General features: G+C 50.8%; 18 protein-coding genes. 7 read left to right on the forward strand and 11 right to left on the reverse strand.

Translation table 11 applies throughout. The annotated features are described in order from the left end of the window. Nucleotides 1–297: 297 nt before the first annotated feature. Both tyrP and LN341_RS09735 read left to right on the forward strand, forming a co-directional pair. Nucleotides 298–1,503, forward strand: a complete 1,206-nt coding sequence (gene tyrP / locus LN341_RS09730; RefSeq protein ID WP_046219682.1) for a tyrosine transporter TyrP — start codon at nucleotides 298–300, stop codon at nucleotides 1,501–1,503. Nucleotides 1,504–1,817: 314 nt separating this feature from the next. Further along, nucleotides 1,818–3,782: a bifunctional diguanylate cyclase/phosphodiesterase gene (locus LN341_RS09735; RefSeq protein WP_046219681.1), complete on the forward strand. Its 1,965-nt coding sequence runs from the start codon at nucleotides 1,818–1,820 to the stop codon at nucleotides 3,780–3,782. 45 nt (nucleotides 3,783–3,827) lie between these two features. Here LN341_RS09735 and LN341_RS09740 read toward each other — a convergent pair whose 3' ends face one another. From LN341_RS09740 to cysB, 3 genes are all read right to left on the reverse strand, one after another. Next, complete coding sequence (locus tag LN341_RS09740; RefSeq protein WP_234203181.1) at nucleotides 3,828–4,556, reverse strand: sulfite exporter TauE/SafE family protein; 729 nt, start codon at nucleotides 4,554–4,556, stop codon at nucleotides 3,828–3,830. Next, on the reverse strand, nucleotides 4,556–5,758 hold the full coding sequence (locus LN341_RS09745) for a methyltransferase (RefSeq protein ID WP_234203182.1): 1,203 nt from the start codon (nucleotides 5,756–5,758) through the stop codon (nucleotides 4,556–4,558). Before LN341_RS09745 ends, LN341_RS09740 begins: the two co-directional genes overlap by 1 nt. A 134-nt stretch (nucleotides 5,759–5,892) precedes the next feature. Further along, nucleotides 5,893–6,867 (reverse strand): HTH-type transcriptional regulator CysB, encoded by a 975-nt coding sequence (gene cysB / locus LN341_RS09750; protein WP_046219678.1) that lies wholly within the window; start codon nucleotides 6,865–6,867, stop codon nucleotides 5,893–5,895. 323 nt (nucleotides 6,868–7,190) lie between these two features. On the opposite strand from cysB, the gene LN341_RS09755 reads away from it, so the two are divergent. Next, nucleotides 7,191–7,952: a hypothetical protein gene (locus LN341_RS09755; protein WP_046219677.1), complete on the forward strand. Its 762-nt coding sequence runs from the start codon at nucleotides 7,191–7,193 to the stop codon at nucleotides 7,950–7,952. 90 nt (nucleotides 7,953–8,042) lie between these two features. On the opposite strand, the gene LN341_RS09760 is transcribed toward LN341_RS09755, so the two are convergent. The 3 genes from LN341_RS09760 to LN341_RS09770 are packed head-to-tail and all read right to left on the reverse strand — an operon-like array spanning nucleotide 8,043 to nucleotide 11,241. Further along, nucleotides 8,043–9,275 carry a glycine betaine/L-proline ABC transporter ATP-binding protein gene (locus LN341_RS09760; RefSeq protein ID WP_234203183.1) on the reverse strand — a complete coding sequence of 411 codons (1,233 nt, stop codon included), beginning with the start codon at nucleotides 9,273–9,275 and terminating at the stop codon, nucleotides 8,043–8,045. Then, nucleotides 9,268–10,167: a proline/glycine betaine ABC transporter permease gene (locus LN341_RS09765; RefSeq protein WP_234203184.1), complete on the reverse strand. Its 900-nt coding sequence runs from the start codon at nucleotides 10,165–10,167 to the stop codon at nucleotides 9,268–9,270. The genes LN341_RS09760 and LN341_RS09765 overlap by 8 nt, the downstream gene beginning before the upstream one ends. A 60-nt stretch (nucleotides 10,168–10,227) precedes the next feature. Further along, nucleotides 10,228–11,241, reverse strand: coding sequence for an ABC transporter substrate-binding protein (locus tag LN341_RS09770; RefSeq protein WP_046219675.1), 1,014 nt, complete (start codon nucleotides 11,239–11,241; stop codon nucleotides 10,228–10,230). Nucleotides 11,242–11,501: 260 nt separating this feature from the next. Between LN341_RS09770 and miaE the strand changes: the two genes are divergently transcribed. Next, a complete protein-coding gene (gene miaE, locus LN341_RS09775) occupies nucleotides 11,502–12,293 on the forward strand; it encodes a tRNA isopentenyl-2-thiomethyl-A-37 hydroxylase MiaE (protein WP_234203185.1) in 792 nt (263 codons plus the stop codon). Here miaE and LN341_RS09780 read toward each other — a convergent pair. Further along, a complete protein-coding gene (locus tag LN341_RS09780; protein ID WP_234203186.1) occupies nucleotides 12,280–13,998 on the reverse strand; it encodes an SgrR family transcriptional regulator in 1,719 nt (572 codons plus the stop codon). The two genes, miaE and LN341_RS09780, sit on opposite strands and share 14 nt — an antisense overlap. Before the next feature lie 92 nt (nucleotides 13,999–14,090). Here LN341_RS09780 and LN341_RS09785 point away from each other — a divergent pair, with 92 nt between their 5' ends. Together LN341_RS09785 and LN341_RS09790 are read left to right on the forward strand one after the other, a co-directional pair. After that, the gene (locus LN341_RS09785) at nucleotides 14,091–15,302 is read left to right on the forward strand and encodes an MFS transporter (RefSeq protein WP_234204999.1); all 1,212 of its coding nucleotides are present in this window, start codon (nucleotides 14,091–14,093) and stop codon (nucleotides 15,300–15,302) included. A 340-nt stretch (nucleotides 15,303–15,642) separates the two neighbouring features. After that, the gene (locus LN341_RS09790) at nucleotides 15,643–16,647 is read left to right on the forward strand and encodes a DMT family transporter (RefSeq protein WP_234203187.1); all 1,005 of its coding nucleotides are present in this window, start codon (nucleotides 15,643–15,645) and stop codon (nucleotides 16,645–16,647) included. A 26-nt stretch (nucleotides 16,648–16,673) separates the two neighbouring features. On the opposite strand, the gene topA is transcribed toward LN341_RS09790, so the two are convergent. Both topA and sohB read right to left on the reverse strand, forming a co-directional pair. After that, nucleotides 16,674–19,310 carry a type I DNA topoisomerase gene (gene topA, locus LN341_RS09795; RefSeq protein ID WP_046219671.1) on the reverse strand — a complete coding sequence of 879 codons (2,637 nt, stop codon included), beginning with the start codon at nucleotides 19,308–19,310 and terminating at the stop codon, nucleotides 16,674–16,676. A 510-nt stretch (nucleotides 19,311–19,820) separates the two neighbouring features. Continuing rightward, complete coding sequence (gene sohB, locus LN341_RS09800) at nucleotides 19,821–20,882, reverse strand: protease SohB (protein WP_234203188.1); 1,062 nt, start codon at nucleotides 20,880–20,882, stop codon at nucleotides 19,821–19,823. Nucleotides 20,883–21,154: 272 nt separating this feature from the next. On the opposite strand from sohB, the gene LN341_RS09805 reads away from it, so the two are divergent. Beyond that, nucleotides 21,155–21,895 carry a YciK family oxidoreductase gene (locus LN341_RS09805; protein WP_234203189.1) on the forward strand — a complete coding sequence of 247 codons (741 nt, stop codon included), beginning with the start codon at nucleotides 21,155–21,157 and terminating at the stop codon, nucleotides 21,893–21,895. Nucleotides 21,896–21,999: 104 nt separating this feature from the next. Here LN341_RS09805 and rluB read toward each other — a convergent pair whose 3' ends face one another. Continuing rightward, on the reverse strand, nucleotides 22,000–23,004 hold the full coding sequence (gene rluB, locus LN341_RS09810) for a 23S rRNA pseudouridine(2605) synthase RluB (protein ID WP_046219668.1): 1,005 nt from the start codon (nucleotides 23,002–23,004) through the stop codon (nucleotides 22,000–22,002). A 242-nt stretch (nucleotides 23,005–23,246) separates the two neighbouring features. Next, nucleotides 23,247–23,867, reverse strand: coding sequence for an L-threonylcarbamoyladenylate synthase (locus LN341_RS09815; protein WP_046219667.1), 621 nt, complete (start codon nucleotides 23,865–23,867; stop codon nucleotides 23,247–23,249). Between the last annotated feature and the right edge of the window lie 20 nt (nucleotides 23,868–23,887).

Below are 23,887 nucleotides of genomic sequence, written 5' to 3' on the forward strand. Positions count from 1 at the left end.
CAAAAGTTGACAGGTGTTTTTTCTGCATTTAAAGTGCCTGCAGTAAATTACACCTGCCAATCAGCACAATTTACAGACAAAAAGACCAGTTGTTGTATAAATGTTATGAGTATACTCGTCATGAAATCCTATTATCGTCGGCCACAGTGGTCGAGTGCGTTGTAAAGAAAGCTGAACATATCAATTCCTTCCAACCCCGTGCACCATTGTGGCTATATTTTTTCTTCGGAGAGAATCAGCCTGACCGCCCCCTCTCCCACTCACTAAACCAATAAAAATACAGGGAGTTTTTACTCGATGAGCATGAACAAAACCTTCGGCAGTACGTTAATTATTGCCGGAACAACCATTGGCGCAGGGATGCTGGCCTTGCCGCTGGCATCGGCCGGATTAGGTTTTACAACCGCCACACTGACCATGATCGGTATCTGGGCACTGATGGTATACACAGCCCTGCTGATGCTGGAAGTTCATCAACATGCTGATCCTTCAGCGACGCTCCACTCACTGGCGAAAGAGTTACTGGGCACAAAAGGACAAGTTGTCGCCAACATTGCCATGATGTTTCTGTTTTACGCATTATGTGCGGCCTATATTGCCGGTGGCGGTGCACAGCTCAATGACAAATTGTCCGGTTGGTTTGGACTGGATGTCATGCCTCAGACTGGCACAGTGTTGTTCACCTTATTGATTGCGACTGTGGTGTCCGTCGGGACGCATTCGGTTGATTTGGTCAACCGTATCCTGTTCACGCTGAAAATTATTGCGCTGGCAGTTATGCTGAGCCTGTTGCTGCCGCATATTCAGGGACAGCATCTGGTTGATATGCCCGTCGAAAAAGGCCTGCTGATCTCCGCGCTACCTGTCGTGTTCACTTCCTTTGGCTTCCACGGCAGTATTCCCTCGATTGTCCGCTATGTCGGTATTGATATGAAAGCGCTGCGAAAAGTGATGATCGTAGGTGCATCTGTGCCGCTGGTCATTTATTTGCTGTGGCAAATTGCCAGCCAGGGCATTCTCAGCCAGTCTGATCTGATCGCCAACTCCAGCCTTGGCAACTTTATTGCCGCACTGAGCACGCTGCTCAAAAGCCCGATGGTCAGTAATTCTGTTTCTATTTTTGCCGATCTTGCACTGGCGACCTCTTTCCTCGGGGTAAGCCTGGGCTTGTTTGATTTCCTGTCAGATACCTTAAATCAGAAAAATTCGACATCCGGCAGAGTACAAACGGCTCTCTTTACCTTTATTCCACCTTTGTGCTTTGCGCTGTTTTATCCTCAGGGCTTTATTATGGCGCTGGGTTATGCGGCCATTGCCCTCGTGATACTGGCTATCTTCCTGCCTGTGGCCATGGTTTATGTTCAGCGAGGACAACGTCAGACAGCCGGTGAGTACCAGGTCAGCGGTGGTAAACCTGCGCTGATTATGGCAACCAGCGCAGGTGTGCTGATCATCACAGCTCAGTTTCTACAGATGGCTGGATTGATTCCTGCCGTCGGGTAAATCATCATAAAAATGCACACTGAGTTTCATAATGAAAAGTGAGTGTACATTTACCTGTCAGATTAGAACAATTCTGGGCTTAGTCATTTCGCTAAGCCCTGTCTCAAAGACTGCCTCATCACCGGCCCAGCACACTCCCGAGCAAAATGATAGACGGCCAGCTCACTATTTGTGCTTATTTATCATTAATTTACATTTATGCAACACCCACTTCCTGAACCAATATCACGCTTTACACCCTCTCGCATGTATGCCTCCGACAATTTAGGCTATCGTTGAGGCATTGCCCCTTTAAAGTCATTCCTTTATCTGGTATGAGCCAATTCTTTACGACCTTTGAATATCTGCAATCCCCGGTATGGGTTTTCGACATCGAAAACAAAGCCATTATCTGGGCGAATTCTGCTGCACTTCCCCTTTGGGAGGCAGAGAGCCTGAGTGAGCTGACCTCACGGGATCTGGGACAGGATATGTCCGACGCGGTAGAAGCGACCCTGAATGACTATTTGCAAATGTTCAAACGCGGTGAGTCACTCAAACTCTGGTGGAGCTACAGCCCCAAGAGCAAAGTGAAAAATGCCTTGTGTCATTTTTCTGGAATTCCGAGCGAAGATGGCAGAATCGCCATGCTGGTCCATGTCATCTCTGAGGAAGCCAGTCTGAGACGTGAGCTGGCATTTTCAGATGGCTCCAATCTGGCATTGCTTTTTTCGTCCGAGGGCAAGCTGCTCAGTGCCAATCGCGCCTTCATTCACGCGTTTGGTGAGCAGCTCGACAGCCTCGCCACGTTTGTCGGCGACATTAAATTGGCAGAGAAATGGTTACATGATGCCAGTGAAGGTCAGGTTGTTAACCACAGAAAACTGTGCTGGACAGGACGAAATTACGACTGGTTCAGCATTGATGGCAAGTGGCTGGCTGACAAACAGCAACTCTTACTCAGTCTGGTCAATATCAGCCAGGAAAAAGAGCAGTTAAAACAAGCGAAATACCAGTCAGAACACGATTATCTGACCGGGTTGCTGAACCGCAGAGGCATGATTAATGCTATCCATGCCTCTCAGCATTCGTCTCAGCCTTATACCTTGCTGTTTCTGGATGTAGACGGATTTAAGCTGATCAACGACACCTATGGCCACGCCATTGGCGATAAGATGTTGCGGGCTATCGCGATTCGGCTCAGCGAAATTGTTAAATTCAACGGTTTACTGGCCCGCTTTGGCGGTGATGAATTCATTATCCAGATTGACCACCGTCAGGTTGACGATCCCGCCCAGTTTGCGCGAAAGCTGATTACCAATCTCAATAAGCCTTTTCATCTGAAAGAAGTCGGTGAATTGTCGATCGGCTGCAGTATCGGGATGGCCAGCTTCCCGAATGACGCCAAGAAAATTGAAACGCTCATCACCCAGGCCGACATGGCCATGCACCGTGCCAAACTGAGAGGACGGAATCGATGCCATCATTTCTCCCCCGAGATGGCGGAAGATTTATACCGTAAAATGACATTGCGCCACCACCTGACGCTGGCCATGGATGCTGAAGCCTTTGAGCTGTATTACCAGCCTATCGTCGATCTGAAAAACAATCGGTTAGGTGGATTCGAAGCCTTAATTCGCTGGTACGATGAAGATCTCGGTCAGGTTGCACCATCTGAATTCATTCCGCTTGCTGAAGAAACCGGCCAGATTGTACCGCTGGGAAAATGGACGCTGAAGCAAGCGTGTATGCAGCTTTCACACTGGAATAAAACCTATGGGAAGCGTTTTACGGTCAGTGTGAATTTATCCCGGGCGCAGTTGCATGCCAGTCTCGCCAGTTATATTGCTAACTTACTCGAACACTACGACATTGACGCCAAACAACTGGCATTAGAGTTAACGGAATCTGCCATGTTGCAGGAATACGATGACGCTAAACAGTGCCTGGTTGATCTCGCTGAACTGGGGATTGAGCTTCATCTTGACGATTTCGGAACCGGCTATTCGTCACTTTCTCAGTTGCAGAATCTGCCCATTACGATGGTGAAACTCGATCAAAGCTTCGTGCAGGCCAATAACCAAAGCAGCCGGGCTATTGTCGAAGCCACCTGTGCCATCTGCGACAAGCTGAACCTGAAACTGGTCGCCGAAGGTGTCGAGACACTTGAACAGCTGGAGTATATTCAGGAATGCGAGTTTGACTATTGCCAGGGCTATTATATGGGTAAACCCATGCCGGCCCATGAACTGGAACAGCGGCAGTTTAATCTGTTTAATATCATCCCTAAAGCCAGCTAAACCCCCTAACGCCAGAGGCCGCTGCGCTCAGCAGCCTCTGCCCTGTCAGGTCCACATCGGACTGAGTCCCTGCCACATAGCGGCCATGCCCGCAAACGTACAGAGCACCAGCAAGGCATATCTGACCCACTCCGTTTTGATCAAATGCTGAACCTTATAAGCAAGCAAGGTGGTCAGTATCGGTGCGGGCAAAACAATCAATGCGTATTTCAAGTGCCACAGACTGAAGTGACCGGTTGCCGAAAGGGCTATCAACGATAAAACACAGCTGAAAACAAAATACACAGCCAGATTCGCTCTTAATTTTCCGGCTTCCGCATGCTGAAGCACCAGGGCCATTGGCGGACCGCCAATACTGGTTGTTGTTCCCATCAGGCCGGACGTAAACCCGGCTACAAATAAAGCTTTGGGGGTGGGTTTAAAGCGAACCTTCGACAAACTGATCAGAACCGCCAGTAGCACACCCGCGCCCAGTATCAGAGCCAGATGCTCAGCACTGATGTACACCAATATCCAGCCGGCCACGATAGTGCCAGGCACACGACCGACAAAGGCCGCGCTCATGCCGGTAAATGAAATCATCCGGCGGTACTGCCACATATTAATCAGCGCCAGTATCAGACCAACAAATGTCACCACACCCGGCACAAAACGGGGCTCATAAAAATACACAATCGGTGCTGCCACAATGGCCATGCCAAAGCCAACAGTACTTTGAACAAAACAACCGGCCGATAAAGCCAGCGCACAATAAATCAGCGTGCTTGTCTCCATTATTTCTCCAATTGTGCGTGAATCATAATATTTCTTGGCGTGGTGGGTTTATCACAAAATGTGCCGACAGACACCTGATAACCAGCTTCTTGCATCAACAATGCCCGGTCAAAAACCAGCCACATTTCGAGGGGACGGCGAAAAGCCTGGCGAACCAGCTCCATACGCTCGACCTCTCGAAAGCGAGCCTCACCCTGTTGCTGCCAGTGCAAATAGTCAATGTCTCCGGTCAGCGGTAATCCTTTTTGCGCTGCAGCCCACTGACAAAAATCAGTAAACCCATGCTTTAAGCGAGCTTTTTGAACATTCGGGACAGGCAGATATTCGTGATTGCCGGTCAGGTGTTTCTGCAGTGCATCAAAGCCCAGACGGTAGCTGACTTCCACAAATCGCTGCTGTTTCACCCGCTGTCCGGCTGTGACGGTTTCCTGTAACGGCATTCTGAGATCATGCTTGGATAATCTCAGCTCACTCGCTTTAGCCGGTGCCGACAAGGGCTGATAGACTTCATGACGGATCAAGTGATAACAGCAAGGTGACACACTGACCGCCGCGGTGCGCTTTGCCGCCACCTGCTCCAGCAGGCTCACATGCAGATCACCGCAGGCATGCAAAGCCACCGCATGCTGATCCGGCTTTATCACTCTGGCGCTTTCCGGGGCAAAGGCGTCCGCCTGAATAAAGGTCATTGGCAACCCGAGCTGATTGGCAGCGAGCTGGCCGTCTTGCGTCAGACACTGCTGCCATTCAAGACTGGTAACCTCTGTATGGTGGCATGCGGCCAACACTCGCCCTAAATACCCTTTCCCGGCACACCACTCCAGCCAGGGAAGCTGATGCGAAGGCAATACCGCATTAAATGCTAATATCTGCTGCCATTTTCGGCCCGGAATCCCCACATCCAGTCCCCGAGGCAGACGCGGTGAAACGTCTGAAACCGGCGCCAATGCAGGAATATCAGCGAGTTGATGCATTTCAGGCAAGACAGGAAGAAAAACAGCGAGTTCACGAACAAGCGCTGCACTGTCCTCCAGCAAGAGAGCCAGATCCAGCTCGGACAACGCATCCAGCCAGGTCGACAGCTCAGGATTACTGTGTCGCCAGGGGTAATCCTGGCAGGCGAAAGGCATGAACTGCCAGTATGCTTTTTCCTGAGTCAGCAAAGCATCTAACTGACAAAATTTGTCAAAACAGGCAGACATGGATAACCCTGATACGCGGATAAACTGAAAGCCCGTATTTTATCTCATCTCAGGTCGCAAGAGCAGTGAATCATGAAGTGTATGCAAAAAAGCCGCTTAACGCGGCTTTTCAGAAAGAAGACGGCTAAACAAACTCAGCGCACCGGAAGCTTAATATTGGCAAACATGGCTTCGATTTCGTCATTGCTTTTGAGTGCCAACGCCTGGTCAACCACGTTCCGGGTCAGATGCGGGGCGAAGCGCTCCATGAAATCGTACATATAAGTCCGCAGGAAAGTGCCTTTTTTAAAGCCAATGGTCGTGGTACTGGCTTCGAAAATGTGGCTGGCATCAATGGCAACCAGATCATGGTCCGTCTCAGGATCAATTGCCATGCTTGCCATCACACCGACGCCAATGCCCAGCCGCACATAGGTTTTGATGACATCAGCATCAGTCGCCGTAAACACAATACGGGGCGTTAACCCGGAGCGGTTAAACGCATTATCCAGTTCAGAGCGTCCGGTAAAACCAAACACGTAGGTCACTAATGGATACGCGGCCAGATCATGAATCGTAATATCTTTCTTCTGGGCCAGGGGATGATCGGAGCGCACCACAATGGAACGATTCCAGTGATAGCACGGCAGCATAATCATATCCTGATATAAATGCAGAGCTTCTGTGGCGATGGCAAAGACAGTCGTCCCTTTGGAAACCGCATCCGCAATCTGGGAAGGCGTGCCCTGATGCATGTGCAAAGAGACTTTCGGGTAACGTTCAATAAAACCCTGAATCACTTTGGGTAACGCATAACGCGCCTGAGTGTGGGTGGTCGCAATATGCAGCGTCCCCATTTCCGGATGTGTATATTCGCCGGCAACCGATTTAATGCTTTCTACTCGCGAAAGAATGTCGCGCGCAATCCGGACAATATTTTCACCCGCCGGCGTCACTTTGGTCAGGTGTTTACCGCTACGCTCAAAAATTTGAATGCCGAGCTCATCCTCAAGTAAACGAACCTGTTTGCTGATACCCGGTTGAGAGGTATACAGATTTTCAGCCGTCGAGGACACATTGAGATTATGGTTCACCACCTCAACGATATAGCGTAATTGTTGTAGTTTCATTTTCCCGTCCCAAATATAGTCCGTTACATTCTAACAATGCGACTATCTATTTCACTCTGTTATATACAGTATCATAGTGTCTAAAATGCACATGTACAGCAACACATGGGCTCTGAACGCATTCTGGTCATCAGAATTTGACAACAGCTGAAAATCTATACGTCCCTGCACCAGTGACAGATAACCAGTGACTATCCCCAATGTAAAAATGTGCGCACTGCGAATGTGAGGCTATGAGCAAAATTCTACCCTATGCTATGACCTCATGATCAGATGGTGTATCTTATGGCTTCGTTTGTCTGTGGATTATCTGATCGAGTTTTATGAGTATACCTTTAGTGGTCGGTCTTATCGGCCTGTTGTTAGTCCTGGTTGTGGGTTATAACGTTATCATTCAGTACCGGCAGCAGCTGGAGAGCCAGAAGCAGCAGGAATTGGCGAAGCACATTGCCATCATCGACTCCAGTGAAGATCTGATAGGTCATGCTCATCATTTGCCTTACAGCAAAGAATTACTGGTCTGTCTGAATCAACGTATTCTGTCTGCGCTCGAAAGCATGTTCGAGGTTGATCAGAAAGATCGCTCCATGCCCCAGCGTATTCACAACGTCCGGGAGCAGATTCATCAGCTGCAGCAAAATTACACCCCGAATGAAATGTCTGGCTTTAAAGTCCCCACCACAGATCGTCAGGCGATTGCCATGCTGCAGTTGGTCAAACGTCTGAAACAGGTCGTAAAAAGCGAACACAGCAAAGGCCGTCTGGGCACCCAGGCATTCGTCGCTGAGAACGCCCGTCTGGAAGGGTTACAGCTGCGCATCAACATTGAAAACGTCGTGAAACGTGCTAACGATGCCCGCATGAAACGCCAGATTGGTACCGCCAAACAGCTGTTAAGAAAAGGGCTGGATGCGCTGGCAACCAAAAATCACAATTATGCCAATCAGGCCCGCGAAAAATTGCAGGCCATGCTGGATGAAATTGATAACTCGCAGAATCAGAGCAATGCAAAACAGCGTCAGGAAATGCTGGAAAAAGAGCAGGACGAACTGGATGTCCTGTTCCAGCCGAAAAAGAAATGGTAAAGACAGGACATTGCTCATTCAATCAGGCCGCTTTGAAGCGGCCTGATTCGTTTTGGGGTGTACCTGTCAATGAATGAGCCGACATTGTGATTACGATGTGGTGTTTACGACATGGTGTTCACTGAGCACTTTGGCCAGGGTGGCGCGTGAAAGAAGGCCGCACACTTCCCCCTGCTCTCCCAGCACAGGCAAAGCGACATCCGCCTCCAGTGTGACAGGCAACACCTGCTCAAGCAGCTGATGACGCGAAATCGCCGGCACCGGCAGCAAGACCGATTCGTCTAAATCCCCATCCGGAGCATCAGTCATGACCTTTTCAAGGCTGTGGCGAGTCAGTACGCCCAGATAGCGCTGCTGCTCATCCAGCACATAAACCTCGTTCAGACGATGTTGCGCCATGTAGCGGTTCGCCTCAGAGACCGAACATATTCCGATACTGTGTACCTCTGGTGACATCACTGCCTCGACTTTCAGGACTCTGGACCGATTCACATCTTTCACAAAAGCTTCGACATAATCATCAATAGGATGCAGCAGAATATCTGCAGGCCGGCCCTGCTGAATCAGCTCGCCATCGCGCAATATCGCAATCCGGTCGCCCAGTCGCAGTGCTTCGTCCAGATCGTGTGTGATAAAAATGATGGTCTTACCGAGTTTGGACTGCAGGGCCATCAACTGTTCCTGCATCTCGCTGCGGATCAGCGGATCCAGCGCCGAAAAAGCCTCATCCATCAGCAAAATATCGGCATCGGTACACAGTGCTCTCGCCAACCCAACCCGCTGCTGCTGCCCGCCGGACAAGCTTGATGGATAGTGATCGCCATAGCCTGCCAATCCCACAGTCTCGAGCCAGTAGCCAGCTTTTTCCCGCCACTTACTGTGATCAACACCCTGTATCTGAAGGCCATAGCCAATGTTCTGCAGCACAGTCCGATGAGGCAATAGCGCAAAGCGCTGAAAGACCATGGCCATCCGCTGTCGCCGGAATGCCTGCAGCGCAGACGCACTCAAAGCGGTGACATCCACCCCGCCAATTTCCACCTGACCGGCAGACGGCTCAATCAGACGATTAAAATGCCGGATCAAGGTCGATTTACCTGAGCCGGATAAGCCCATCACGACAAATATCTCGCCCTGACAGATCGACAGGTTAATCTTGTTCAGACCAAGCGTGTGCCCGGTTTCAGCCAGAATGGCAGACTTCGATTGCCCGGCCTGTACCTGTTTGAGTACCTGCTCAGCGTGTGGACCAAACACCTTGTACAAGTCGCGCACACGAATTAGCGGAGTGCTTGTGTTATGTGTGTGGATTGAATCAGTCATTTGTGCGCCCCGAAAGATGTTGCTGAGTACGCCGGGCATAGCTTTGGGAGATACGATCAAAAATGATGGCCAGCGCCACGATGGCCAGCCCGTTGAGCAGACCCAGCGTAAAATACTGGTTCGTGATCGATTTCAGCACAGGCTGCCCCAAACCTTTGACGCCAATCATGGACGCAATCACCACCATGGCCAGCGCCATCATAATGGTCTGATTAATCCCCGCCATGATCGTCGGCATCGCCAGCGGTAACTGCACACCTGTCAGCCGTTGCCAACTGCTCGCGCCATACGCCTCCGCCGCTTCGAGCACTTCTTTGTCCACCAGCCGGATCCCCAGATTCGTCAGACGGATCACTGGGGGGATCGCATAAATCACCACAGCAATCAGGCCCGGAATTTTACCGATGCCCAACAGCATCACAACCGGAATTAAATACACAAACGCCGGCATGGTTTGCATCACATCCAGCAACGGGGTAATCACACCTTGCGCCCTGTCGGAACGGGCCATCAGAATCCCTATCGGTAAACCCAGCACGATCGCCAGCAGCGTGGACGCAATAATAATGCTCATGGTGCGCATCGTATCTTCCCACATCCCGAAAAGACCAATGAACACAAAAGCAACGACGACACCAACGACCAGCTTCCAGGAGCGACTGGCATAAAAAGCCAGCCCGGCCAGTATGGCAATCATGAGCCACCAGGGAGTGATCAGCAGCAGCTTTTCAAAGCCAATCAGCATCGAGAGTAGCGGATCGAAGAAGGACTCAATGCTGTCGCCATATTCACGAGAAAAAGAGCGATAGGCGCCATCGAGGGTTTTACGAATCGCAAGCAGTTGATGACGGTCAAGTTGAGGAAAATCCCTCAGCCAGGAGAGTTCAGCCATATCGGGGTTGCCGTAAATCAGTCAAAATGAACAGACCCGGATCAACCGGGTCTGACTGGATCAGCGAGCCGCCAGGGCTTGCTTAATACGCTGTAACGCTGCCGGTGTGACCCACTGACGCCACAGTGACTCATTATCCGCGAGAAAGTGCTCTGCCGCGATTTCACCGTCGGCCTGGTTTTCTTCCATCCAGGCCAGCATGCGGTTCATCTGCGGATTGGTGAATGAACGTTTTGATAAATAGGCCAGCGCGTCTGGCGCTCGTGCCGCAAAACGCTCTGTCACGACCGTATCAACCGGTGACGGCGGATACATGGTCGGCTTGGGGTCCAGACAGTCAGCCTGGGTAATACAAGCCTTATAATGCTCAGCATCGACCCCTGTGCCAAAATCCACTTTCACCATCTCGTATTTACCCAGCACTGCGGTGGGCGCCCAGTAATAACCAAACCAGGGCTCCTGCCGCTCATAGGCTTTGGCGATGGATGCCGCCAGACCTGCGCCTGAACCGGGATCCACCAGCTCAAAACCAGCATCGCCCAAGTTGAGCGCGTCAAATAAATGCTCAGAGGTGATCTGGCAGGTCCAGCCAGCAGGACACCCCATCATGGCGGATTTATCCGGATCTTCAGGATGCTGAAACAAACGGGCATTGGCTTTCACCCCGGCCAGGGTTTTCAGGCTCGGTTCTTTATCCACCATGTAGGCCGGCACCCAGAAGCCTTCTTCACCGCCGTCGGATAAGGTCACACCGGCATAGCGCAAACGGCCTTCCTTGACACCTTTATCCAGTGCTTCGCGCATGGTATTGCTCCACATTTCAGGGGCAATGTCCGGCTCACTTTTTTCAATCATGGACGTTGTGGTCGGAATGCTGTCGCCGGGGACAAGCTCGGCATCACAGCCGTATCCTTGCTGTAGAATGAACTGATCCAGATGGGCAATAAAGGTGGCGGAATTCCAGTTCATGTCAGCAATGGTGACATGTCCGCACCCTTGTTCAGCCTGCGCATTTACACTCAAAGGTAAAGTGACCACGGCCAGTAACCAGGGGGCAATCCGGGGTAAGTGCATATAAAATCCTTTTCTGATGTGTCTGGATGCCAATAACCGGCAGACCTCCTTCACCAGCCATCGACACATACTTTTTCAGTATAAGCACACCAAAATGGAATAACGATGATACAGCCCTCTTTTTTCAAGCTAAGTGATTCATTTTTGTCTTAGTTTCTTCTGATGAGGCAATCTCTGTCATTCTCTGGTCGCTCAGAAAGAGCTTTGTTATAATCCGCCGGTTTTCTTTCTCCTGTTCAACTCAGCAATAAGACCCATCCATGACAGACACTCAGAGCATGATCAACGAGCTACTTCTTCCCGTCCGCCGGTTTCTGCATTGCGAAACCCCGGAAAGCTGGCTTGAGGAAGCACGCAAACCGGAAAACCTCAACGCCTTGCTGGTTGATCACTGTAACTGCGAGCTGAAAGCCAGCCAGACTGCTATTTTCCTGATCCGCAAATACGCCGTTGATGAGAAAAGCGGTCAGGCACTGCTAGACTGGGCAAAGCCGTATGAAGATTTTGTCTATGGCAGAGCACGCCAAAAAGACGCCTTCCACGGCAGGAAAAATGGCCTAAGTGCTGAACTGACAGCAAGGGCGGATTGTCCTTACGGCCAGGATCTGATTGATAAGATGGTTCGCCTGATCAAAGAAGAATTCCACCACTTTGAACAGGTGCTGGAAATCATGGATAAACGCGGCATTACTTACTCCAACCTGAGTGCCGGCAACTATGCCCGCGGGCTGATGAAAGCGGTGCGTACGCATGAACCCGCCACTTTAATCGATAAACTGATAGTCGGCGCTTACATTGAAGCCCGATCCTGCGAACGCTTCGCCAGACTGGCACCGTTTCTTGATGATGAACTCAAGAAGTTTTACATCTCATTGCTGCGATCAGAAGCCCGTCATTATCAGGATTACCTGAAACTGGCTGAGCACATTGCCGGTCAGGATATCCGTGACCGGATTCAGCACATAGGCCAGCGGGAAGCCGGGCTGATTAACACCCCGGATCAAGATTTTCGCTTCCACAGCGGCATTCCGGCCTCAGCTATGGTGAACTGAACACCACACGACTGAAATCAATCCAGCCATTCGCCAGCAGTGAAACCCCGTTGAGATGACTTCGGATATTGAGCTGCTGGCGGTTTTGCCACAAGGGACGATAGACCCCGACATCCACCAGCCATTGTTCTATCGCCTGAAAATGTTCCAGCCGCTCAGCCAGGTTGTCAGACAGAAAGACGGTTTCTAATTCCCTCCGCAGTCGTCTCTGCTGCTGAGGCTGCAGGCATACGTCCAGCGCAGTGCTCGCCTTGAGCCATTCCATCCAGCTCAGTTCCGCATCTTCGCCAAACACTTCACCGGAAATCATGATATCCGACTGGGCCAGCCGTTCCGTGCGGTTGAAGTCCGGAAATGTTTCCACACGACAAATCGCCGGAATACCGGCGGCGTTGAGTGCCGCTGTCAGTTGCTCGGCCAGAGCAATATGATCCTGCAACTGGTAGGTCAGCACAGACAGCGGGCGATCAGGTGCTGGCAGGTCAGAGAAATCCACCGCGTTGTCTGCCTTCAGGCAGAGCGCTTCGGATCGCAGCATCCCTTTTGCAACACGGTAATCTGCCGCTTCCATGGTGGCAGGCAGCGGCTGCTGACGAATGAAAGCAGATAATCGCTTCCTGTGTGCCGGTACCGTCATCCAACCCTTACGGTTTGCATTTAGCAGCGCATATTCACACCCTTTTTCCCAGCCTTCCAGTTGCGAAAACGGCGCTGTCTGTCCCGGCACCAGCCAGGGGTGAACCACATCACTGCTGACCTCAAAATCCATCGCCTGATCGCCAATGTTCCAGATCTCCACGGCATCGAGCCAGGGCCGGTAGCCATGGTATTGTTCAAATGCGCTCAGTCGGGTCAGCCACTCGGTCTGTTCATCAAGACGAAAGGCACCGGCGCCCACAATCTGCCCGTCATGGGACACTTTTGAGATACCAGCCGCCTTTTGTGTTAACAGGGTGGGTATGAAACCCACGGTCGCGTTGGTGATCAGTTTCAGGCGAAGCGGCGCAAGCACCTCAACCCGCTCAAGACAATCAAACAGCCTTCGGTTACTGCTGTCCGAGGTTTGCAAGCGGTCAAAGTGGGCCTTCACCGCTGAAGCATCCAAGGGCGAGCCATCATGAAACGTCAGTCCTTTTCTGAGTGTGACATACCAGTCATTGCCATGACGTTGCCAGTGTGCGGCCAAGTCTCCGTGAATCTCCCCTGAATCCGGATCCCGATGCAGCAAACCGGCATAAAGATAGCTGCCGAGATGCATTTCAGTCCGCCGGGAAAGCTGCACGGCATCCAGATCATGAATCCCCCGGTAAAACGGAATCCGCAGTACATCGACAGACTGTTGCTCCGGTATCACCCGGGGGTCAGAACGGCGAAATCCGGCCAGATATTCGGCCAGCAGTCCCTGCCTTTGCTCCGCTGGTAACAGAGCAGTAGCACGTTCCACCTGATGCTGCGCCAACAGCGACAATGCTTCTTGCTTCAAAACCAGATCAACTGGTTTTTTCAGACAAAGGGTCGGTAAGTTTCCGCGCCCAACACCCGGCTGCCAGCTGATCCAACCTGCTTCCACCAGCTTTTTAATGACAATCTGGGCATTGCGCCGGGTGCAGGCGAATTTCTCGGCCAGTGTATCGAGTGAAATCGACTGCGTTTGTCCAACCGTCCACTCATCCCTGAAATAAATTAATGCTCGCCAATAGCGCATAAAAGATGAAATCCCTTCTTCTCGTTTACACTTTTTCTTCCACTTTTATCACGGATAATCACAAATCTCTATGATGTGAAAAGGAATTTATGATGACAACCGTCACGCAACCTCATGCAGGTATTTGGCAAGAGCCAAAGTTTCTCATGCTACTCTCCAGCGCATTTTTTGCTGCTTTCGGTGCCAAAATCTACAGCCTGGCGCTGCCACTGCTCGTGTATGAACTAACAGCATCGTCCGAATGGATGGGCTGGATGCGCGCCGTCGAGTATTTGCCGAATCTGTTGCTGGCCCTCTTCATCGGAGTCTGGGTCGACCGGGTGAACCGCAAGCACTGGTCACAGGCCATGCTGATTGGCCAGTGTCTTTGCCTGCTCATTGCTTATACCGCCGTTGAATGGCTGGCAGAGCCGCTCTGGGCGCTCTTTCCGGCCGCCTTCATGATGATGGCGTTCGACTACGGCTACCATAATGCACGCCTCGGCATGATGAAAACAGCGCTGCCGCAAGCGTTGCAAAATACAGCCACCGCACGTTTCAGTACCATGTACAGCTTTCTTGAAACTGTCGGGCCCGTCCTGTCCGGCATGTTGCTACTGATGACGGCGATCCATCAGGTATTCCTGCTGCTCATCATTTTCTATCTGATTGCCTTTGTGCAATTACAGCGAATGGCGTTTACGCCCGCAGATCCGGTTGTGCATCCACCAATGCTCACCGCACTCAAAGAAGGCTGGCAGGCGTTGAGTGCCGACAAGACCATGTGCCTGATCACTGCCGCCGTTGTAGTCATTAACACTACAGGCGCTGTGTTTCATGTTCAGGCGATATACTTTGCCAAAGCCACGCTCATGATGACCAACCTGGAAGTCAGCTATCTGATTGCCGCATCGGGGATCGGCGGTATTCTGGGCGGATTCGTCGCCGATAAGATCCGAAAACGTCTCGGTCTGGGTTTGCTGCTGATCCTTTCCATTGCTATTGAATCCATTGGATTTGCCCTGCCGGCCCTGCTGCCCAGTGCGCCCGTGTTGGCCCTGTCTTTCTTTTTGATCAGTAGTATCGGATTGATGAGTTCTATCTGTATCTGGAGTTACCGGCAGGAAGCCTTCAGCGACGCACTACTCGGACGCGTTGCAGGTATCACCGGCTCGCTCTTCAAACTCGGCATGCCATTCGGTCTGGCGGCATCGGGTTATCTGGTAGCGACACTCGGGACAGAAAGGCTGTTCTTAGTGTGCTGTATCATTCAGTTCGCCACTGCGATACTGCTTTGCCTGACCCGTGTCCGGCACACTCCCTAAAGACTCCATTAATTAATACTTAAATACTGGCTGACTCCGAGGCAAGCCCGGAGCAGCCGTATTGCTGATTCAACACGACTTCACCACAGATTCTCAGCCGTTAACATCAACAGCTGGCATATTCATCTGATCTTTACCACTCCCTTGTGTGGCTGTGTGAATTTAGGTAGCTTAAAAACTCACCGATACCAAGGCACCCATCATGAATATCATTTTGCTGCAGCGCTGGCTTCTCACCTGGATACCCCTCAGTCGGTAGCAATTCCCCTGCCCGGCTGTGAATCATGCAGCCGGCCGCCATGTCTCACAGCCTGTTCTCAAACACAAAAGGAAGTGAGTCATGCAAAAAGAACTGGCACCAACTTCGGTTCAGTCGATCGACACACAAGGCATTGTTTATGCACTGATAGGAACCGTCTTTTTTTCATTAAAACCTGTGCTGATCAAAATCGCCTACCAGCTTGGCGGTGATGCTGTCACCATCATGAGCCTCAGAGCAGCCAGCTCTCTGCCTTTCTATTTGCTGATACTTTGCTGGCTGCTCCGCGATGCCGGGCAGCGACACAAGACCCTGCGCTATGGCTGGCAAGCCATGCTGATTGGAATCTTAGGCTATTACTTTGCTTCGCTGTTCGACATTCTGGCGCTGGAGAGTATTTCTGCGCAGCTTGAGCGGTTACTGCTATTTATGTATCCGTCTTTTGTGGTTCTGATCAGTGTGCTGATTTTAAAAGAATCACCCAAAGCAGGGACTTTCCTTTCCATTCTGCTGGGTTATCTGGGGATTGCGCTGATTGTCGCGCATGACATTCAGCATCTGGGTGATGACATCTGGCTCGGCAGCCTGTACGCCCTGCTGTCGGCGATAATTTTTGCCACTTACCTGGTGTTGAGCAAACGGGTAATCAGTCAGCTCGGCAGTTCCTTATTTACCAGTCTTGGCATGACCAGTGCCGGCATTGTGATTCTGCTGCATTTTCAGTGGTCTGGGGTGCAACTGAGTTCGATTTCACTGGATCTGGCCTTGCTGGGCGTGGCGCTGGGATTTTTCTGCACTGTCTTACCGTCTTATCTGATTGCAGCCGCGATGGCACGCCTGACCCCTTCCGCCGTCAGCCTGACCAGCAATATCGGCCCGGCCATGACGGCAGTCTTTGCGATCACCATCCTGGATGAGTCATTCACAATGTATCACCTGATCGGAATAACGCTGGTGGTGTTTGCTGTCATTCAGGTCAACCGCAAGCCCAGGATTGGTCGAATACAGCTGACATCATCAGCCGACCAGAGTCCGAGCGGACCGAAAAAAGCCAGCTCGCCTGCCAGCCCCAGACCGGAAGCATAAAAAAACCGCCAGACGGCGGTTTTTCATTATTTTTCTTTTTTAGCGTTTTTGCGCTTATCGGTAATGAGCCATTTCCCGGCATCATACAGTGCGGTATAACCGGTTGGTTTACCGTCTACTTCTGAACGGACATAGTTCTCTTTGGTCTTGCGGCTAAAGCGAACGACGGTTTTCAGACCATCCGGATCTTCGGTTGGCGCCTCTGTCAGATAGTGAAACTTAGGTGACAGTCTGTCTTTAAAGCGAACCAGTTCTTCCACCAGAGGTGCACGGGTTTCACGAGATTTAGGGAAGGTGCTGGCCGCCAGGAACAGACCTGATGCACCATCACGCAACACAAAATACGCATCCGGATCCTGAGTACAAGGCAGCTCAGGCAAATGCACCGGATCTTCTTTCGGTGGCGCGACCTCACCGTTTTTCAGAATTTTCCGTGTGTTCTTACAGGCTTCATTGGTACAGCCCATGTACTTACCGAAACGACCATTTTTCAGTTCCATGTCTGAGCCGCACTTATCGCACTCAACCACAGGACCTTCGTAGCCTTTCAGTTTGAACTCACCTTTTTCAACCACGAAGCCATCACATTCGGGGTTATTACCACACACATGCAGCTTACGGCTCTGGTCGATAAGATAAGCATCCATCGCTGTCCCACACTTAGGACAACGCTTCTTCGCCCGTAAAGCGGCGGTTTCCACGTCCTCTTCCAGGACGTTCACCACCCCTTCTTCATCACCCAGGTTAATGGTGGTCTTACAGCGTTCCTTCGGCGGCAGTGCATAACCTGAACAACCCAGGAACACCCCGGTTGAAGCGGTGCGGATCCCCATCGGACGAGCACAGGTCGGACACTCAATATCCGTCAGAACGATTTTATTCGGCTTCATACCGCCTTCGTCTTCATCCTGCTCGGCTTTGACTAATTCGTCGGTGAAATCACTGAAAAATTTGTCTAAAACGGATTTCCAGTTTGCCTGTCCTTCTGCAATCTTATCCAGATTGCCTTCCATGCGGGCGGTGAAATCATAATCCATCAGATCGGAAAAGCTGTCTTCTAAACGGTCAGAGACAATTTCACCCATTTTTTCGGCATAGAATCGACGCTGATCCACTTTGACATAACCACGATCCTGAATCGTCGAAATGATCGATGCATAAGTCGAAGGACGGCCAATACCGCGTTTTTCCAACTCTTTCACCAGTGCCGCTTCTGTGAAGCGTGCCGGCGGCTTAGTGAAGTGCTGCTTGGGTTCTAAACTGTCGAGCGTCAGTACATCACCCACCTGAACTGTTGGCAGAGTGGTATCTTCATTCTTGCCTGACGGACGCTGTACTTTGGTCCAACCGGCAAAACGTAATGTCCGGCCTTTTGCTTTCAGCGTAAAGTCACCGGCCTGTACGGTAATGGTACTTGAGTCATACTGAGCGGCTGTCATCTGACAAGCCACAAACTGGCGCCAGATCAGGTCATACAGCTTGACGGCATCCTGATCCATGCCTTCCAGATCCGCCGGCTGGGTATCCACACTTGATGGACGAATCGCTTCGTGTGCTTCTTGTGCGTTGCCCTTACTGCCGTACACCACAGGATTCGCAGGCAGGTAATTTTCACCGTATTCAGACGCAATATAGCCGCGCACAGCCTCGACCGCTTCTTTCGACAAGTTGGTCGAGTCTGTACGCATATAAGTGATATAACCGGCTTCGTACAGACGCTGAGCCAGGCCCATAGTCCGTTTGACACCATAGCCCAAACGGGTACTGGCCGCTTGCTGCAGTGTGGATGTAATGTAAGGCGCAGAAGGTTTACTGCTGGTCGGTTTATCTTCACGCTCAGCCACTTTGTAGGCGGCTTTTTCCAGCAAAGCAACCGCGGCCTCTGTGTCGGCCTTATTGACCGGACGAAATGCTTTGCCCGCCTGCTGGGCGACCATCAGACGTAATGCATCTTTGCCACTGGTGACCGTATTGGCGTGCACATCCCAGAACTCTTCCGGAACAAATGCTTTGATTTCACGCTCGCGTTCCACGATCAACTTGACCGCGACCGACTGGACGCGACCGGCAGACAAGCCCCGGGCGACTTTTTTCCAGAGCAACGGGGACACCATAAAGCCAACAACACGATCGAGGAAACGGCGTGCCTGCTGTGCATTCACGCCATCAATATTCAGTTCACCTGGATGTTCGAAAGCCTGCTGAATTGCATTTTTGGTAATTTCATTAAAAACAACACGTTTATAGCGTTCTTCATCACCACCGATGAGCTCACGAAGGTGCCACGCAATCGCTTCTCCCTCACGGTCCAAATCGGTTGCCAGATAGACATAATCTGCATTCTCAGCCAGCTTTTGCAATTCCTGGACGACTTTCTCTTTTCCGGGCAGCACAGCATAATGCGCTTCCCAATCTTTATATGGGTTCACACCCATTTTATTGATCAGCGCGGTAAGCTCTTTTTCTTTTTTGATCTGTGCTTTCTCTTCAGCGCTCAGACCTTTTGCGGACGATGCAGTCGCTTTTTTTCCCGTACTGCTACCACCGGTAGACAGATCTCGAACATGACCAACGCTGGACTTTACGATGAAATCCTTACCAAGGTACTTATTAATCGTTTTTGCCTTGGCCGGGGACTCCACAATAACAAGAGATTTACCCATATGACTCTATTACGTCCTCGTGCTCGCGAAATTTTCAAATAAAAACATATAGTTGCACGCTAAAAGTGACAGTGTATGCACGGCAACGCTATTACAATATTGGGCTACTATACAAGAAGGTCAACCTGTTTTTAAGAAATTCAGGCTAATTGCTCGCCCCTTCCGCATATGTAAACACTGTGTTAAGTGCTGCTGAATTATCAAACCAGCGCCCGCTTTCATCGGTCTGAGTCAGTATTCTGACAGGGCGCAGATCATTACCACCTCGACGGAACTTTGACTATTTTCAGCTTTGTTTATTTGTGTCAGCTCACATAATTATCTGTATTTTTACAACAAAACGCCCTGTTGTGATTACTTTGCAACCAGTGAAACTATTTAAAGGCGTAATATTCACTCATATTATTTAATTCAGCGAACGTGAGAGTAAAAATATAAATACACCGACCGGTGATGATGACGCAGCCTGAAAGATATAACCCGCCTGATGGCGGGTTATATTCTCAATCTTTACATAATCGGCCGCTGTCCCCGACTGATCCATTTCAGCAACAAACTGTCAGCAGCTTCACTGCCCGCACCTGCCAGACGCTCAGCCAATTTCTTACGCTGGACATAATGCACCTGCAGGACTTCGCGGTCTTTACAGGCTTTCATAATATAATCATCGCTGGTGCCAATACTGTCGACCAGACCAAGCGTAATCGCCTGCTTACCAAACCAGTGTTCACCGGTTGCAACGGTGTCCAGATCCAGCGCAGGACGATGTTCTGCAATAAAATCCTTAAACAAACCATGGGTCGCTTCAATTTCACTCTGGAACTTTTCACGCGCCTTGTCCGTGTTTTCACCAAACATCGTCAGGGTACGCTTAAACTCACCGGCTGTGATTTGTTCGAACTCAATATCATTCTTTTTCAGTACTTTGCTGAAATTAGGCAACTGGGCAATCACACCAATTGAACCCACGACCGCAAACGGTGCTGAGATAATCTGATCCGCGACACAGGCCATCATATAACCGCCGCTGGCAGCCACTTTATCAACCGCAATCGTCAGCTTGATACCTGCCTGTTTCAGACGATCAAGCTGAGAGGATGCCAGACCATAGCCATGCACCATACCGCCGCCGGTTTCCAGACGCAGGAGCACTTCATCGCCGTCCGCAGCAACAGCCAGAATCGCAGAAATTTCTTCACGTAATCCGGCGACTTCTTTGGCATCAATGCTGCCGTGGAAATCCAGAACAAACAGACGTGGTTCACGGGTCGCTGACAGCTCACCCGATTTTGCCGCTGCTTTTATTTCATGCTGACGGGCCTTACCTTTTTCTTTTTCGGCTTTCTTCTCCGCCTTCTCCCTTGCTTTCAGCAAAGGTTTATCGAACAGGTGAGACTCTAAATGATGAACGGTGTCTTTATAACGTTCCGTTAAATCAGTAATTTCCAGTGACCCTTTTCGTGCCCCCTGGCGACCACCTACGCTTTTCACAATGACCAAAATACTGACGATAGCCACCACGACAGTGATTATCTTGGCCAGAAAAAGTCCGTAATCAAACAAAAAATCCAAGCGTATTTCCTCATGTTCTGGTTTTATCTGATTGTAATACCAATCCAATCAAGCCTCTAGGCTTGATAACAAATCCGGTTTACATTTTCGCTTTCCAGTGTGATTTATCGCCTGACTGACACCCGGCACTCGAAAAACACACCATACTGACAGTTAACGGGCTTCGCAACCTGATGTTTTTCATGACCTGTGAATCCTGCTGGCTTGTCACCCTGCGCGAGAAGCGCCTACAATAGCGGCACAAAGACATGCCTTACCAAGAAGGAAAGCAAGTGAATTATCAAACTGCCGCTGACTCACTCAAAGACCGCGTCATTCTGGTGACAGGTGCCGGTGACGGTATTGGCCGTCAGGCAGCAATCAGCTACGCGGCTCACGGCGCGACAGTCATTCTGCTGGGCCGTACGGTTGCCAAGCTGGAAGCTGTATATGATGAAATCGAGGCGTTGGGCTATCCGCAGCCGGCAATTATCCCGCTGGACATGAAAGGCGCTTCAAAACAGAACTATCTGGATATGACAGACACCATTCACGATCAGTTTGGTCGCCTTGACGGTGTACTGCATAACGCAAGCCTGCTTGGTGTGCTCAGTCCTTTTGATCAACTGGGTGAAGATACCTATGACGAGGTGATGCAGGTCAACGTCAAAGCACAGTTCCTGCTCACTCAGGCGATTATGCCTTTGATCAAGAAATCTGAAGACGGCCGTATCATTTTCACCTCTTCAACTGTTGGCCATGATGGCCGGGCATTTTGGGGAACCTATGCGATTTCGAAGTTTGCAACTGAAGGGATGATGCAAGTGCTTGCGGATGAGCTGAGTGGGACTCAGGTGCGGGTCAATGCGATTAACCCGGGCGGCACACGGACAGGCATGCGTGCAAAGGCTTATCCTGGCGAAGATCCTAAAACCCTGAAAACACCGGCTGACATTATGCCGCTGTATCTTTACCTGATGGGGCCTGAGAGCAAAGATGTCAACGGACAATGCATTGATGCCCAGCCCAAGTAAGCGCTAGTTCTGCGTTGCTCTGAAAACACAGGCACAAAAAAGCCGACCACGATGAACGGGTCGGCTTTTTACTGTGCGTCACAGCATTCTTGCGAGAACGAGGCTTACTTACGCGTACGCGGCTTCGCAGGTTTGTTCTTCAGCGGATTCCTGCGGTTGGCGGCGTTTCCGGTCGGCTTACGCTTATTTCCGGCAGAACGCGCCGTATCTTCAGCCGGCTGGTTTTGAGGGGCCGGACGACGATTGTCACGACGACGACCGCGTGAGTCATCGCTGACACGCTCTTCATGACGACGAACGGCACGACGGATCTTACGCACGCCTTTTTTGCGCTTTTGACCTTCTACGGTCAGATGGGTACGCGTTTCTTCCGGCAGTTCAACAATTTCACGCAGGTAGTTGACTTCCTGCAGCTCAAGCTCCAGCCAGCCACCGCGCGGTAAATCTTTCGTCAGGAAAATATCACCGTAACGGACACGCTTGAGTCGGCTGACGGTCACGCCCTGCGAGTCCCACAGGCGACGTACTTCACGGTTACGGCCTTCGGTAATTACCACATAGAAAGTGTGGTTCATGCCTTCGCCACCGGCGTAAACAACATCTTCAAACCGGGCCATGCCGTCTTCAAGCTGCACACCGTTGACCAGATTCTTGACCATCTGCTCGGTCACTTCACCGAATACACGCACCATGTACTCACGCTCAACACAGCGGCTTGGGTGCATCAGGCGATTAGCCAGTTCACCATCGGTCGTGAACAACAGCAAACCGGATGTATTGGCATCCAAACGACCTACGGATACCCAGCGGCCTTCGTTCAGTCGTGGCAGGCGATCAAACACCGTTCTGCGTCCTTCCGGATCGTGTCGGGTACACAGCTCACCTTCAGGTTTGTTATAAGCAAGCACGCGGCACACTTCTTCAGAAGGTTTGACCAGGTCGACTTTGTGACCATCAATACGCACAAGCACGTCCAGGTTATCCAGACGATCACCCAGGTGTGCAACTTTGCCATCAATACTCACCCGGCCTTCTTGAATCATGAGTTCAACTTCACGCCGTGAACCCTGACCAGAACGCGCAAGTACCTTCTGTAATTTTTCACTCATCTGACAAACCTTTGTCGCCTTCACAGGCGTCGAAACATTCTAAAAATCATCATTGCGTTACTCACGTATCTGACACAAGCAACACAAGATACCCGCCGTTTGCTGTCTTCGGCTGAAACGGCGTCCACCCTATTCAAAGCAGCCGTGAATTATGCCAAATACTGCTGCCTGATACCATATAAAAAGCAGGGAAAAGCCGATTCTTTCATCGCCTGAATCCCTTCTCTGCTGACTGAACGCGTTTATTCAAACGGGTGGGTATCACCGGCCCCGTAACGCACAATTTCAACACTGTCGTTACTGAAATCCACCACTGTCGTTGGCTGTTCCCCTAACATACCGCCATGGATGATCAAATCAACCGCATGGTCGAGCGCCATATGGATATCTTCAGGATCCGATTCTGCAGTGTCCTTCCCGGGCAGAATCAAACTGGTAGACATCATTGGCTCACCTAAAGCCTCTAATAAAGCCAGTGCGATCTCATTATCCGGCACCCGGATGCCAATCGTTTTACGCTTCGGGTTCATCAAACGGCGAGGCACTTCTTTGGTCCCTTTGAAAATGAAGGTATACGCACCCGGCGTATTGTTACGCAGTAACCTGAAAGCATCATTTTCAACACGGGCGTACAAAGACAGCTCAGACAAGTCGCGGCACAACAGGGTGAAATTATGCTTTTCGTCCAGCTTACGGATACGACAAATCCGGTCCAGCGCCTGTTTGTTCGCGAGCTGGCAGCCCAGCGCATAACCTGAATCCGTTGGATAAACGATCACGCCACCGTTGCGAACAATTGCCACCGCCTGACTAATTAATCTGGCCTGCGGGTTTTCCGGGTGAACATACAATATTTGACTCATCATTCCTCCAGACCTGCGCT

Source organism: Photobacterium sp. TLY01, assembly GCF_021432065.1.
In the GTDB taxonomy this organism is placed as follows: domain Bacteria; phylum Pseudomonadota; class Gammaproteobacteria; order Enterobacterales; family Vibrionaceae; genus Photobacterium; species Photobacterium halotolerans_A.

What these genes read in the sequence shown, in the direction of transcription:
- miaE (WP_234203185.1), top strand. Translation starts at nt 11,502, where the DNA reads ATGACAGACACTCAGAGCATGATCAACGAGCTACTTCTTCCCGTCCGC.
- topA (WP_046219671.1), bottom strand. Translation starts at nt 19,310, where the DNA reads ATGGGTAAATCTCTTGTTATTGTGGAGTCCCCGGCCAAGGCAAAAACG.
- LN341_RS09770 (WP_046219675.1), bottom strand. Translation starts at nt 11,241, where the DNA reads ATGCACTTACCCCGGATTGCCCCCTGGTTACTGGCCGTGGTCACTTTA.
- LN341_RS09815 (WP_046219667.1), bottom strand. Translation starts at nt 23,867, where the DNA reads ATGAGTCAAATATTGTATGTTCACCCGGAAAACCCGCAGGCCAGATTA.
- LN341_RS09785 (WP_234204999.1), top strand. Translation starts at nt 14,091, where the DNA reads ATGACAACCGTCACGCAACCTCATGCAGGTATTTGGCAAGAGCCAAAG.
- LN341_RS09790 (WP_234203187.1), top strand. Translation starts at nt 15,643, where the DNA reads ATGCAAAAAGAACTGGCACCAACTTCGGTTCAGTCGATCGACACACAA.
- cysB (WP_046219678.1), bottom strand. Translation starts at nt 6,867, where the DNA reads ATGAAACTACAACAATTACGCTATATCGTTGAGGTGGTGAACCATAAT.
- rluB (WP_046219668.1), bottom strand. Translation starts at nt 23,004, where the DNA reads ATGAGTGAAAAATTACAGAAGGTACTTGCGCGTTCTGGTCAGGGTTCA.
- LN341_RS09760 (WP_234203183.1), bottom strand. Translation starts at nt 9,275, where the DNA reads ATGACTGATTCAATCCACACACATAACACAAGCACTCCGCTAATTCGT.
- LN341_RS09765 (WP_234203184.1), bottom strand. Translation starts at nt 10,167, where the DNA reads ATGGCTGAACTCTCCTGGCTGAGGGATTTTCCTCAACTTGACCGTCAT.
- LN341_RS09745 (WP_234203182.1), bottom strand. Translation starts at nt 5,758, where the DNA reads ATGTCTGCCTGTTTTGACAAATTTTGTCAGTTAGATGCTTTGCTGACT.
- LN341_RS09780 (WP_234203186.1), bottom strand. Translation starts at nt 13,998, where the DNA reads ATGCGCTATTGGCGAGCATTAATTTATTTCAGGGATGAGTGGACGGTT.
- LN341_RS09755 (WP_046219677.1), top strand. Translation starts at nt 7,191, where the DNA reads ATGAGTATACCTTTAGTGGTCGGTCTTATCGGCCTGTTGTTAGTCCTG.
- LN341_RS09735 (WP_046219681.1), top strand. Translation starts at nt 1,818, where the DNA reads ATGAGCCAATTCTTTACGACCTTTGAATATCTGCAATCCCCGGTATGG.
- LN341_RS09740 (WP_234203181.1), bottom strand. Translation starts at nt 4,556, where the DNA reads ATGGAGACAAGCACGCTGATTTATTGTGCGCTGGCTTTATCGGCCGGT.
- tyrP (WP_046219682.1), top strand. Translation starts at nt 298, where the DNA reads ATGAGCATGAACAAAACCTTCGGCAGTACGTTAATTATTGCCGGAACA.